We start from the raw sequence: 13,117 nt of genomic DNA on the forward strand, positions 1-13,117 counted from the left end.
TGGGGCCGCTCGGCGGGGCGCGAGAGGATCGGTGGGTGAATCGGAACTCCGACGGCGGGGACCTGCGGGTGACGCTGCTCGGCGCGCTGGTGGTGCGCCGTGGCGATGCCGTGGTCCCGCTGCCCGGCGCCCGGATCCGGGGCCTGCTGGTCCGGCTCGCCGTCGCGGGCGGCCGCCCGGTCACCCCGGCCCAGCTCACCGACGCTCTCTGGCCCGAGGACCGGCCCGCCGACCCGGCCAACGCCCTGCAGTCCCTGGTGTCCCGGCTGCGCCGGCTGCTCGGCGCCGGCGACGCGGTCGTCCAGACCGAGGGCGGCTATCGCCTCGCCGTCGACCCGATCGACGTCGACGTGCTGCGGTTCGAGCAGCTCGCCACGACCGGCCGGGACCGGTTGCGCGGCGGCGACCCGGCCGGCGCGGCCGGTGCGCTCGGCGAGGCCGCCGCCCTGCTACGCGACCCGCTCGGTGAGGCCGCCGCCCTGCTGCGCGGCCCGCTCGCCCCGGAGCTCGCCGAGGTCGCCCCGGCGCAGTCCACCCGTCTCGCCGCCGTGATCGTGGCGGCCGGCGCCGACCTGGCCGAGGCCGAGATCGCTCTCGGTCACGCGGAACGCGCGAGCACGCGACTCACTGCCCTCGCCGCCGACCATCCGCTCGACGAACGGCTGGCCGCCCTGCTGATCGACGCGCTCGCCGCTCAGGGCCGGCAGGGCGACGCTCTCGCGGTCTACGAGGGGATACGCGAGCGGCTCGCGGACGAGCTGGGCGCGGATCCGGGGGCGGCGCTCCGGGACCGGCATCTGCTGTTACTTCGCGGTGCTCCCGACGTGCCGAAGGAAGAAAGCCCTGGTGAAGCGCCTGGGGTGACCAGAAGCAACCTGCCGGCACCGCTGACAAGCTTCATCGGGCGCGACGACGATCTCGCCCGGGTGGACGCGCTGCTGTCGGCGGGGAGGCTGGTGACCGTTCTCGGTCCCGGCGGGGCGGGCAAGACGCGGCTGGCGATGGAGGCGGCGCGGCGGCGCGGGGCTGACTACCGGGACGGCGCGTGGCTCGTCGATCTCGCGTCGGTGACCGAGGCCGCGAAGGTCGGCGCCGCCGTCGTGGCCGCCGCCGGACTCCGCGGATCGGCGCTCTTCGAGACCGCGAACCGGGCCCGCGGCGAACGCGACGACATCGACGTGCTCGCCGACCGGCTCAACGGGCGGGAGATCCTGCTCGTCGTCGACAACTGCGAGCACCTGATCGACGCCGTCGCCCACCTGACCAGTGCGCTGCTGGTGCGCTGCCCGCAGCTGCGGATCCTCGCCACCAGCCGGGAGCCGCTCGCGGTGGACGGCGAGTCCCTCGTACCGCTGGGTCCGCTCGGCATGCCCCCGGCGGACGCCGGACCGGCGCAGGCAGCCCGGACACCGGCCGTGCGGCTCTTCGCCGAGCGTGCCGCGGCGGTCCGGCCCGGGTTCGCCGTCGACGAGACCACCGTGCGCGACGTCGTCCAGATCGTCCGCGGCCTCGACGGCCTGCCGCTCGCCCTGGAACTCGCCGCCGCACGGCTGCGCACGCTCGCGCTGCCCGAGCTCGCGACCGGCCTCTCCGACAGGTTCCGGCTGCTGACCACCGGCAACCGCACCGCGCAGCCCCGGCACCGCACGCTGCGCGCGGTGATCGCCTGGAGCTGGAACCTGCTCTCCGGCGACGAGCGGGCTCTCGCCGAGCGGATCGCCGTGCTGCCCGGTGGTGTCACGGCCTCATCGGCGGCCGCTGTCTTCGGTGGGAACGCCGCCGACCTGCTGGCCGCTCTGGTCGACCGGTCGCTGCTGCAGCTCGCGCCGGACGGCGGGCGCTACCGGATGCTGGAGACCCTGCGCGAGTACGGCATCGAGCGCCTCACCGAACAGGGCGTCCTCACCGCGACCCGAGGCCGGGCGGCGGCGTACCTGGCCGCGCTGATCGCCGAATACGACCCGATGCTGCGCACCCGCGACCAGCTCACCGCGCTGCGGGTGATCAACGCCGAGTACGACAACATCCTCAGCGGCCTGCGCCACTTCTGCGATGTGGGCGACGCCCGGGCCGCGATCCGGCTCGCCCTCGATCTCTGCTGGTTCTGGCAGATGTTCGGCCGCGACGCCGACGCGGCGTACTGGCTCTCCGCGGCCCTCGCCGTGCCCGGCGCCCGGGACGAGGTCGAAGCCGACTGCGCCGAGGCCGTCCTCATGATCAACCGAACCGGGCATGAGCCGGCCTACCTGACCGAGACCGCCGCCGAACGGCGGGAACGCCTGCACGCGCTGGCCCAGCGGCTGAAACGGCACGAGCTGCTGCCCGGTCCGCAGGGGGCGACCGCGAGCGCGCTGCTCTACTTCGCCGGCGAGAACGACGCCGCCGACGAACGCATCAACCGCATGATCAACGGCGATGACCCGTGGATCGCGGCGCTGTCCAGGATGTTCCGGGCGCAGATCGCAGAGAACAACGGCGACCTCGTACGCCTCCGCGCGGACGTGGCGGACGGGCTCGCCGGCTTCACCGCGGCCGGCGACCGGTGGGGACAAGCCACGGTGCTGCCACTGCGAGCCCTCCTGCGCCAGTACGAAGGCGACCTCGACGGCGCCCTCGCCGACCTGACCCAGGCCCGGGCGCTGGCCCGGCAGTTCGGCGCCATGGACCTCGCCGACGAAGTCTTCATCGACCTGCGCTGGGCCGACCTGCACATGCGCCGCGGCGAACAGGACGAGGCCCGGGCCGCGGTGAACTCCGCCCGGGCCCGCGCCGAACGATCCGCGTCCCTCGAGATGATGCTGCTCGTCGACGCCCTGGAAGCCGGACTCCTGATCGTCCTCGGCGACCTCGACCGGGCCGAGACACTGCTCGACCGGGCCGCCACCGGACTCGGCGTGGAAAACCTCCCGGTCGTCGGCGGCGATCACGGCGCCGCCATCATCGGCAGCGTACGAGCCGGTCTCGCCCTCCGGCGCGGCGACGCCGACACCGCCGAACGACAACTCGAACTCGCCTACACCGCAGCCGTCGAAACCCAGGACATGCCGATCATGGCAATGGTCGCGGTGACCGCCGGCGGTCTCGCCGAACTACGCGGCCAGCACCGCGAAGCAGCCCTGTTGCTGGGTGCGGCCGCCCGCCTGCGCGGCTCACACGACCACACCGACCTGCATGTCGCCGCCATCTCGGCCAAGGTCCGGGCAGCCCTGGGGGACGCGGGGTTCGGCGAGGCGTACGCGATCGGCTGGGGCCTGGAATCGCCGGCAGCCCTCACCCGTGTCAAGCCGTCCCGGTTGTCCCTCGGCCCGGCGTCCTCCTAGACCGCGCTCCGGGTTCAGCCGCGTTGACGGTGGTCGCCGGCCCCTCCGCTCACCGGCCCCTCCACTCACCGGGCCGTCCGCCCGCCGGGTCGTCCGGTCACTGGTGCCTCCGCACGCCGGCCCTTCCGTCCGCCGGGCCCTCCACACACCAGGCCCCTCCTCACACCGGCCCCTCCTCACACCGGCCCCTCCTCACACCGGCCTCTCCACACACCGACCCCTTCGCATACCGCCCCGTCCACACACCGGGCCCTCCACTCACCGACCTCTCTGCCCGTCGACCTCTCTGCACACCGTCCCCTCCACTCACCGGGCCCTCCACTCACCGGCCCTTCGCTCGCCGAGCCATCCGCCGGTCCGTCCGACACGCCACTCCGATACACGACGCCGACCGCCACCATCACCCAAGATCGCGGAAGCAGGCGACGGCTGAGGCAACGCGTGGGAAGCCCAGATCTTGGAACTTCGCAGGTTAGTGGAAAGTTGTAGGTGCTCCAGGCCCCACAGTCCTCCACGAACCCGGCTGCACCGGCGCTCAGCGTTGCCAACCGATGCGACCGGGGCGGATGTGCGAGTTCGATGGAACCGGGCGGACTTTGACGACGGCGCCCGCCAAGGTGCACCGGATACTCACCGTGAGACCTCACCGCCATGCTCATCGCAGCTCTTCAGCGAATCCGCACACCCGCATGGGCGCCACCATCATCCAAGATCGCGGAGACAGGCGACGCGACGGCAACGGCTGCGACTGCGACTGCGACAACAGCGACAACAGCGGCGGCAACGGCGGCTGCGGCGGCGGCGGCGACGGCGACGGCAGCGACGGCGACGGCAGCGGCAGCGACAGCAACGGCAGCGACAGCAACAGCAACGGCGACGGCAGCGACAGCAACGGCAACGGCAGCGACAGCAACGACAGCAACAGCAACGGCGACGGCAGCGACAGCAACGGCAACGGCGACGCGCGGGGAATCCGAGTCTCCGCGCCACCACCACAGAACAGTCCAGGGATCTTGGAACATCGCCAGTCAGTGGAAAGTTGCAGGTGCCCTGGGCCCCACAACACTCCACGAACCCGGCTGCACCGATGCGCGGCGTGGACTACCGGATCCGCTGGGCCGTCGGCATCCAAGATCGCGGGGAGGACGGGAGAGAGCACGGCAACGCGTGGGGAGAGCGCCCAGTCGCACACGAGCCGGGATCTTGGAGGGCTCGGCCTCCAACAGCGCCGCCGGAACGCAGGTATTGCTTCGTGGAGAGCCGCGGGTCCGCCAGGCCCCGCAGCCCTCCACCGGCACGGAGAGCCGACCGGGTCAGCTCAGGCGGATCTGCAGGTTCGAGAGACTGGGGCGGACGTTCACCACGGTGCCCGCCGGATAGCGGAGCGTGTGATCTCTTTCGGTCGAGATGAGCACTAGGCCCAACTGGTGGCCGGCGGCGAAGACGTGGTCGGTGGTCTGGAGGTCCCAGTGGAAGGTGTACTCACGGCCGGGCACGACCGGGACGCTGTGTGACTGCGAGAGGCGGTTGCGGACGTCCAGCCAGCCGTACGAGACGATCTCGAAAGGCGTGGAAGCGGTCACGTACTCGCGCTGGAAGAAGCAGCCAGGATCCCCTTCGATGCCAGGTCCGATGCAGTCCTGAGTCGTCAGGGTGCGAAGTCCGGCGTAGCGATCAGCGGTGCCGTAGTCGACGAGCATCGCCGTCAGGTAAGGCGACTCCCCGGCCAAGCTGGCGCGCACGGTCACGGTAGGCGTACCGGAAATGCGGGTTGATCTTGGAAGTGGGGCGGTGCGGTAGACGAGGCGGTTCGGGTCGTCGCCGGGTGAGGACACCAGGTCGGAAGCGGTCCGGGAGGGGTCGTCGACGAAGCTCTGCCGGGCGTGCGACCACCCGCCGCCGAGGGTGCCGTCGCCGAGCCGCAGCGACGTGGGCACACCGGGCAGGGGCCAGCGCGTGGACGTCTGCCACACGGTGGGCGCGGTCTCGACGTCGGCGATCGGCTCCCGCATGATCCCCGTGTCGATCTTGTAGAGCCACTGGTCGAACCACTTGTTGAGGGTGGTGAGCCAGACCTGCCGGCGCACGTTGAACGGGTCGGTGTGCGCGGCCTGGTGCAGCCAGATCTTGCGCGGCACGCCGCGGGCGGCGAGGGCGTCCCACCACTGGCCGGCCTGGAGTGTCCGCACGTTGTCGTCGTGCAGGCCGTGCACCAGGAAGACGCTGGCCCGCACCTTGCCGACATCGCGCAGATAGTCCCGCTCGGCCCAGTACGCGCTGTAGTCGCCGGTCTCGCGATCCTGCAATCGTTCGAGATCGGCCATCACTGAGGCGCAAACCTCAGGGTTCGACCGCGTCAGCACCGCCTTGGCCAGCACATCGGTGTCCTCGCCCTGGAACCCGCCCGGCGCGACCACACCGCCGTTGGCCCGGTAGTAGTCGTACCAGGACGAGATCGCCGCGATCGGCACGATCGTCTCCAGGCCTCGGACGCCGGTGGCGGCGACGGCGTTCGGCAGCGTCCCGTTGTAGGAGACGCCGATCATGCCGGTACGCCCGGTGGCCCAGTTCGCGGCGACCGGATTCCCGGCGGCGTCGAACGCGCGCGCCCGCCCGTTCATCCAGTCGATCACCGCTTTGGCGCCGAGGGTCTCGTTGCGGCCGCCCGACGTCGGGCATCCGGTGGAGCCACCGGTCCCGAGGCTGTCGGCGAAGACCACCGCGTACCCGCGCGGCACGAAGTAGTTGTCCAGATATCCGGCGAACGTGATGTTCTGCGCCCGGTCGGCGATCGCGGCCGACCCGACGGTCAGGCCGCCGTCCCGGTCGATGTCGTCGTGGTTCGGCACGTCGTTGAGGCCGGCGTAGTACGGGCTGGCCTGGAAGATCGCGGGCACCTTCGAAGAAATCGCGGGCCGGATGATCCGCACGGCGACCCGGTCCGGCGACCCGTCCGCGTCGCTGTCCACCGGCGCCTCCACCCACACCTGCTCGCGGATCGCGGAGGCGTAGTCGTAGATCGGCTGCGTGCCGGCCGGAGGAGCGGCGGACACCGGCGGCGAGAAAGCAAGAGACGCGACGACCAGAACGAGCGCCAAGACGTATCGCATCGCCGCACTATATCGCCAAGTATCGATCACCAAGAGGATGATGCATCGATCGGAGCCATCGTTTACGGTCGGCGTGTTCCGATGTGGACAGGAGAATCCGCGATGAAGCTGAGGATCTTTGCTGCGGCGGCGACCGCCACCGCCCTAGTGGTCGTCCCGGGCGCCGCCGCGACAGCGGGCGGCCACGGCCACGGCAACCCATGTACGAAACAAGCCAACGACACCTACGCCGAGTTGCTCAAGTGCGTGACGCTGCAGGGCGTGCTCGGCCACCTCCAGAAGTTCCAGAAGATCGCCGGCAACAACGACGACGCGTACTACCCGGGTTCCCGCGCGGCCGGCACCGAGGGGTACGCGGACAGCGTCCGCTACGTCTCCGGGCTGCTGCGCAAGGCCGGCTACAAGGTCACCCTCGACCCGTTCGAGTTCCAGTTCGTCTTCCCGGCGCTGCTGCAGCAGCTCACGCCGGTGAACGCGGAGTACGAGACGGGCGCGTTCACGAACAGCCCACCCGGCGACGTGACCGGCCCGGTCATCCCGGTCGACGTCAACCTGACCGGCGACCGCGCCTCCACCAGCGGGTGCACCGCCGACGACTTCACCGGCCTGGACTTCAGCGGGCCGAACGACGTCGCGCTGATCCAGCGCGGCGGCACGCTGCCGGACGGCACCGCCTGCTCCTTCGTGATCAAGGCGCAGAACGCCGAGGCGGCCGGCGCCGAGGCAGTGGTCATCTTCAACCAGGGCAACGACCCGACCCGCGAGGGCCTGATCGTCGGCACCCTGGGCGACAACCCGCCGGTCACGATCCCGGTGGTGGGCGCGAGCTTCGCCGACGGCTCCGCGCTGGCGCAGGCCGGTTCGACGGCGCACGTGCGGGTGCTGCCGTCGGAGACCCGCACCGACGTGAACGTGATCGCCGAACTGCCCGGCAAGAACAGGAACAACGTCGTCTTCGCCGGCGCCCACCTGGACAGCGTGGGTGACGGGCCGGGCATCAACGACAACGGCTCCGGCTCGGCGGCGATCCTGGAGACCGCGCTGCAGATGGCGCGGATCAAGCCGCAGAACACCGTGCGGTTCGCCTGGTGGGGCGCCGAGGAGGAGGGCCTGATCGGCTCGACGGCGTACGTGGAGCAGCTGACCCAGGCCGAGCGGGACCGGATCGCGCTCTACCTGAACTACGACATGGTCGGCTCGCCGAACTACATCTTCCAGGTCTACGACGCCGACGAGTCGTCGTTCCCGGCCCCGGTCGTGGTGCCGCCCGGCTCGACGGCGATCGAGGATCTCTACGAGTCGTACTACACCTGGAAGGACGAGCCCTACGACGACGCCGAGTTCTCCGGCCGCAGCGACTACCAGGCGTTCATCGAGGCGGGCATCCCGTCGGGTGGCCTCTTCACCGGCGCCGAGGTCGTGAAGACCGAGGAGCAGCAGCAGATCTGGGGCGGTGTCGCGGGCGAGTCCTTCGACCCCTGCTACCACCAGGCCTGCGACGACATCGACAACCTTGATCTGGACGCGCTCGAGGTCAACAGCGATCTGATCGCGTTCGCCCAGCTCACCTTCGCCTACTCGACCGAGTCGGTGAACGGCGTGCCGGGCCGGAAGGTTCCCGGCAAGCCGATCAAGCTGCCGGCGCCGGCGGGCCCGCAGGGCACGTTCGTCACCGACGGTGGCGGTGCGCAGCACCACCCGGCGGACTGATTCGAAGATCAAAACCAGGGGGCGGGCTGCGTCGTTCCGGCGCGGCCCGCTGCCTGGTCCTTCCGGGCGCGTTGATCGTACGTGGAACGCTTCCGCCCTCGCCTCGTCCTCTTCACCGGGGCACTGCTCGTCCTGGCGACTCTGCTGGCCGCCACCACCGCGGCACGGACCCGGCCCCGTTCCGGCGCGGCCTTCTGGGTCCCCGCGCCTCCGCCGCCGGTCGTGGTGGCCCGCTTCCCGTTCGACGGCGCCGGGGCGGCGGCCTGGGCGGACGCCTCCGGGAACGGCCACACGCTGAAGCCGGTGACCGGCAACGGCGCCGTTGCCGAGTTGGTCGATCACCAGGCCGGGTCCGCCGTACGATTCCCTGATCCCTGCCGCAGGAAGGCACCCTGCCGCCGCCTCGTCCTGCGGGCCGTGACCACCGCCGACCTCAACCCCGCCGCCCGGCCGTTCCGCTACGGCGCCACGATGCGCCTGGCCCCGAACCGGACCAGCAACGGGCAGAACCTGATGCAGAAGGGCTACTCGACCGAGGGAAGCCAGTACAAGCTGCAGGTCGACGGCCGATCCGGGCATCCCAGCTGCGCGCTCGTCTCGGGCGCCACCATCCACCTGGTGCTGGCGCGGGTGACCGTCGCCGACGATCGGTGGCACACCATCGAGTGCCGCCGGCACGGCGCGAACCTCGCGATCTACGTCGACGGGACCGTCCAGGGCATGGTCACCGTGCCGATCGATCTGTCAGTGGTGAACGAGGAGCCGCTGAGCCTCGGCGGCAAGAGCGCCTACGGCGACAACGACCAGTATCACGGACTGCTCGACGACGTCTGGGTGGCCGTCGGCTGACGTGCCAGCTCCCAGGCCTTCCGTGCCGCCGCGGCGTCCTTGAGCGCGCTGAGCAGCGGCATCGCCTCCGCGGCGGCGGCCCGCCCGGCGTCGGAGAACTCGGGGATGCGGGACAGCTCCCAGAACGCGTACCCGTCCACGTCCGGCGTCAGCACCAGGTCGGCGTCGTTCGCCAGGTTGTCCGTCCCGCCCGGCTGCAACGTGGAGACCGCCACCATGATGTGCAGGATCGTGGCCGGTGGCCGGCGCGGCAACGGGCCGGAGACGTCGACGGCCACCACGATGTCCGCGCCGAGCCGCCGCGCCACCCCGGCCGGCACGATGTTCACCAGCGACCCGTCGACGAGCATCAGCCCGTCCCGGTCCACCGGCGGGAACACGCCCGGCACGGCGGCGCTGGCGAGCACGGCCTGAGCCACCGACCCCTCCCGCATCACCACTTCGCCGCCGGTGGCGAGGTCACAGGCCACCGCCGCGAACGGCAGCCCCAGGTCGTCGAACGTGGCGTTGCCGAGCGCCGTCTCCAGGAACGCGCCCAGCTTGCTCGTCTCGAAGAGCGCCTTCCTCGTACGGGCCGGCCGGACCAGTCGCGCCCACCGCAGCGTCTGCGCCAGTTTGAGGATCTCGGACGGCGTCTGCCCGGCCGCGTAGAGCGCCCCGACCAGGGCCCCGGCGCTGGTCCCGGTGATCACCGCGGGCTCCAGCCCGGCTCGGACCATCTCGTCGAGCACCCCGACGTGCGCGGCGCCCCGGACCGCACCCCCACCGAGCGCCAGCCCGATCCTGATCCCCGGCGTCTCTTCCACGTCCATCATCACACCCTGCGGGAGGCCCTTTCACCGTGGCAAGCGGGTGTGTCCAGCCCCATCAGGCGACCGGCAGCTCCGCCCGCCGCTTGTCCACCATGGCAGCGAGCCGGAGCGGGTCACAGTCGGCGAGATGATCCCGGATCAGCAGGTGGATGAAGCGGTATTCGCCTTCGGTGTGCGTGAGGATGCTCCGGTCGGCGGCGAAGGCGAGGAACCGCCGCCGCCAGGGGACCGGATCCCCGGCGATGTACATGGAGATCTTGACGGCCGGCGCGCTGAGCGCCACCCCGGCAAGACCGCCGGGCAGCAACCCCGCGACCGCCCCGAGGAGGAAGCCCACGACGCCGGCGGCAATCGAATCGAACCACACGCCGGAGAAGGCGAGTACGGCAGCGAGCATGCCGATCACGGAGGCGGACAGGTACGTCCAGCGGAAGACCCGGGACGGAGCCGCTCCGGAATCGTCGGGCGTGTCGAGCATCAGGGCGAACTGCAGGACGAGGGTCGTCATCGCGGCCAACCCGATGATCCAGCCTTCGATCGCCTGGTGCGCGAGACCGAACCGCAGCACCGCCGCCACCAGGAGTGAACCGGCGACGCCTATTGCACCAGCCCATTTCCAGCTCTTGAACAGTGTCCACACGACGGCGACGGCGGCGACGACGGCTGCCGCCGCCAGACCGGCCGTCACCGGGCGGGACCGCACCTCGATCAGGTCGCCGGCACGGACAGCGGCAGCCATCACGCCGAGAACGACGGCGTCGAGGGTCAGAGTGGTCACGGCGAGCGCCAGCGGGCGGCGGACGGGCGCAGCACTCCACTTGGCGCCGATATGGGCCTGGATGAGGACGTAGGTGAACAGGGCCGCCACGCCCACAGCGAGCACGCCGGTGGTCCGCGCGGCGACAGCGGCGACGACAGCGATGCTCCACGCGAAGAGCACGAGCGGCAGAATCCGGTCGGACCCGCACAGGCCGCCCCGGCTGCTCACGATCTCGTGGTAGTTGTCCGAATCCGGGCTGATGACACGCACCCCGGCGCTGCTCTTCCGGGACCCCTCGGCGAGCAGCTGGAGTGCTCGGAGCGCGTGCTCCGGCGTACCGCCGTGGCTGGATCGGTGCCGTGCCAGGACCTCGATCAGGTAGGCGTCGAAGATGTGGTCGCGGCGGTTGCCCTCGGTCGCCCGGGAGATGGTGGCGTCGCTCTGGGCAAGCGCCATGATGTGCAGCATCAGCGGTGTGGTCAGCAGTTCCCACAGCTCGTCGTCGTGGCGGAGGGCCTCGACCGTGCGGGCGAAGAACGGGCTCACCCGGTCGAAGTAGGTCATCACCTGGTCGCGGGTGAGCGGCCGGATCGACACCGCGCCCTGCAGCCGCAGCCGGCCGCCGAGCTGCGTGTAGTCGCCCTCCCGGCTGCACACCACGACCCGGGTGACGCGCCGTTCCTCCTGGAGCCTGTTGATCTCGGCGACGCAGCGGTCGCGGTGTGACTCCCTCACCTCGTCGAGTCCGTCGAGCAGGAGGATCAGCCGGTCGGCGCGGAGCCAGGCCTGGCCGACCGCGGCCGGGATCTGGTAGCGCCGCCGCAGGGACGACAGGAGCCAGGCGGTGAAGTCGCGGGGTTCGCCCTGCCCACGGCCGAACAGGGCAAGCCGGGAGCTGCCGGAGCGGGACCAGTCGGCGAGGTCGACGACGACCGGGATCCGGTCCTCGTCGTCGCGCTCGGCCAGCATCGCGGCCAGGTCCAGCAGGAGAGTCGTCTTGCCGGCGCCGGGCGCGCCGAGGATCAGCAGCGAGCCGCCCATCTCGTCGAAGACGTCGGCGATCCCGTGCTGGTCGGACAGCTGGAATTCGTCGCCGCTGAGGCGCCGTACCAGGTGGACGGTCTGGCGTACCGTCTCGGGCCTCTCGTCGAGGTCGAGGGCGATCCGCACCCTCTCGTCGAGGCCGACCTTCCGCCGTCCCTTGATGTAGTGGGTCACCTGGGCGAGCGCGAGCGGTGCGTTGCGCGGGTCGTCCGGATGCAGCGTCACCATCGAGGGCGGCGGGCGGTCGTCCCTGCGGGACAGGTACTCGAGGACCGCGACGACGACCACGCAGATCCCGGCGACCGGCCACAGCCAGGTCACGAACGGCCGCATCCACTCCGGGGGCTCACCGCCCGTCCCGATGTTGACCGCCACCGGCACGATGACGAGGCCGGCCACGGTGCCGAAGACGATCTGCAGGAAGCGAAGTAGACCACGACCCATGCGGCGGCTCCACCAGATGACGGGGCCACCGATTCTCGCAGATCGGGTCTCGGTCCTATTTGACCTTTCGGGTGGATCTGGCGACCAGCTTGTCGTACTCCTTGTGCTTCTCCAGCCACTCGCTGAGGAAGGGGCAGATCGGCACGACGGTGCGGTTGCGGGCGCGCGCGTCGTCCATCACCGCCGTGGCGAGGAGGGCGCCGACGCCGTGGCCCTCGAAGGCCGGTTCGACCTTCGTGTGGGTGTAGACGACGATGTTGCCGGTCAGCTGGTAGGTGACGACGCCGGCCAGCGTGCCGTCCTCGTCATGCGCCTCGAAGCGTTCCCGCTCCGGCGCGTCGGTCACCGTGATGCTCACGGTTCCCATGGAAGCACGCTCAGGAGAGCAGCAGAGCCGCGGCCCCGGTCATGTCACCCACGACGGCGGTGGCGGCCGGCGAGTCCGGGGCGCCGGCGTACTCACCGGTGCGCACCCGGATCGACCGGGCGCCCAGCGCGTCGGCGACCGCCACGTCCTTGCCCGGGCGGTCGCCGATCATGACGAGGTTCGCCGGCGGGACGCCCAGCCGCGCCGCCGCCTCGTGCAGGCCCGCCGGATGCGGTTTGCGGGCCGCGCGGCCGCCCAGCTCGTCGGTGATGACCACGGTGGTGAAGGCGCCGGTGAGGCCGGCCGCCGCCAGCTTGGCCCGCTGGATCTGCGGATTGCCGTCGGTCAGGCAGGCGACCGGGAAGCGCTCGGTGAGGGCGGCCAGCGCGGCGGCCGCCCCTGGGAAGAGGGGCAGCCGCCGGGGACGGTAGCCGATGAACGCCGCGACCAGCACCGGTACGAGTCCGGGGACGGCGTCCGGCGGCACCCCGTACGCCAGAAGCGCCCGATCGATGGTCCCGCCCCGATCCGAACCGGCGACCAGCTGCCGCCGCACCGCGCGGCCCAGCCGCACCGGGTCGAGACCGGCCTCGGCCCCGGCCCGGCCGACCGCACGGGCCGCGCCGTACAGGTACGCGGCCTGCGGGTAGAGCGTGTCGTCGAGGTCCACGACCACGGCCGAAACGCCCGCGAACGGCATC

The 13,117-nt window shown here is 71.4% G+C and carries 9 protein-coding genes; 3 read left to right on the forward strand and 6 right to left on the reverse strand.

The window, feature by feature from the left end; all coding sequences use genetic code 11:
* Positions 1-35 precede the first annotated feature (35 nt).
* The gene (locus EP757_RS41485) at positions 36-3,320 is read left to right on the forward strand and encodes a BTAD domain-containing putative transcriptional regulator (RefSeq protein ID WP_127553802.1); all 3,285 of its coding nucleotides are present in this window, start codon (positions 36-38) and stop codon (positions 3,318-3,320) included.
* A 655-nt stretch (positions 3,321-3,975) separates the two neighbouring features.
* Here EP757_RS41485 and EP757_RS41490 read toward each other — a convergent pair.
* Entirely contained in the window at positions 3,976-4,275 is a 300-nt protein-coding gene (locus EP757_RS41490; protein ID WP_160166023.1) for a hypothetical protein, read from the reverse strand.
* A gap of 358 nt (positions 4,276-4,633) precedes the next feature.
* Entirely contained in the window at positions 4,634-6,430 is a 1,797-nt protein-coding gene (locus tag EP757_RS41495; protein WP_127553804.1) for a Xaa-Pro dipeptidyl-peptidase, read from the reverse strand.
* Positions 6,431-6,532: 102 nt separating this feature from the next.
* On the opposite strand from EP757_RS41495, the gene EP757_RS41500 reads away from it, so the two are divergent.
* Both EP757_RS41500 and EP757_RS41505 read left to right on the forward strand, forming a co-directional pair.
* Positions 6,533-8,140, forward strand: a complete 1,608-nt coding sequence (locus EP757_RS41500) for a M28 family metallopeptidase (protein ID WP_127553805.1) — start codon at positions 6,533-6,535, stop codon at positions 8,138-8,140.
* An 81-nt stretch (positions 8,141-8,221) separates the two neighbouring features.
* Positions 8,222-8,989 carry a LamG-like jellyroll fold domain-containing protein gene (locus EP757_RS41505; protein ID WP_232050268.1) on the forward strand — a complete coding sequence of 256 codons (768 nt, stop codon included), beginning with the start codon at positions 8,222-8,224 and terminating at the stop codon, positions 8,987-8,989.
* Here the strand turns inward: EP757_RS41505 and EP757_RS41510 are convergent.
* Genes EP757_RS41510 through EP757_RS41525 form a run of 4 tightly spaced genes read right to left on the reverse strand, consistent with a single transcriptional unit; the run spans position 8,950 to position 13,116 of the window.
* Entirely contained in the window at positions 8,950-9,804 is an 855-nt protein-coding gene (locus EP757_RS41510) for a patatin-like phospholipase family protein (RefSeq protein WP_232050269.1), read from the reverse strand. The two genes, EP757_RS41505 and EP757_RS41510, sit on opposite strands and share 40 nt — an antisense overlap.
* A 52-nt stretch (positions 9,805-9,856) precedes the next feature.
* The gene (locus EP757_RS41515) at positions 9,857-12,049 is read right to left on the reverse strand and encodes an NACHT domain-containing NTPase (protein ID WP_127553807.1); all 2,193 of its coding nucleotides are present in this window, start codon (positions 12,047-12,049) and stop codon (positions 9,857-9,859) included.
* Between the two features lie 55 nt (positions 12,050-12,104).
* Positions 12,105-12,416, reverse strand: coding sequence for a GNAT family N-acetyltransferase (locus EP757_RS41520; RefSeq protein ID WP_127553808.1), 312 nt, complete (start codon positions 12,414-12,416; stop codon positions 12,105-12,107).
* A 10-nt stretch (positions 12,417-12,426) separates the two neighbouring features.
* Positions 12,427-13,116: an HAD family hydrolase gene (locus EP757_RS41525; RefSeq protein WP_127554692.1), complete on the reverse strand. Its 690-nt coding sequence runs from the start codon at positions 13,114-13,116 to the stop codon at positions 12,427-12,429.
* Position 13,117: the final 1 nt, after the last annotated feature.

The organism is Actinoplanes sp. OR16, from assembly GCF_004001265.1.
In the GTDB taxonomy this organism is placed as follows: domain Bacteria; phylum Actinomycetota; class Actinomycetes; order Mycobacteriales; family Micromonosporaceae; genus Actinoplanes.

Bases quoted from the DNA above. Each gene is read 5' to 3' on its own strand.
- EP757_RS41495 (WP_127553804.1), bottom strand. From the start codon at position 6,430: ATGCGATACGTCTTGGCGCTCGTTCTGGTCGTCGCGTCTCTTGCTTTC.
- EP757_RS41500 (WP_127553805.1), top strand. From the start codon at position 6,533: ATGAAGCTGAGGATCTTTGCTGCGGCGGCGACCGCCACCGCCCTAGTG.
- EP757_RS41510 (WP_232050269.1), bottom strand. From the start codon at position 9,804: ATGATGGACGTGGAAGAGACGCCGGGGATCAGGATCGGGCTGGCGCTC.
- EP757_RS41515 (WP_127553807.1), bottom strand. From the start codon at position 12,049: ATGGGTCGTGGTCTACTTCGCTTCCTGCAGATCGTCTTCGGCACCGTG.
- EP757_RS41520 (WP_127553808.1), bottom strand. From the start codon at position 12,416: ATGGGAACCGTGAGCATCACGGTGACCGACGCGCCGGAGCGGGAACGC.
- EP757_RS41525 (WP_127554692.1), bottom strand. From the start codon at position 13,116: ATGCCGTTCGCGGGCGTTTCGGCCGTGGTCGTGGACCTCGACGACACG.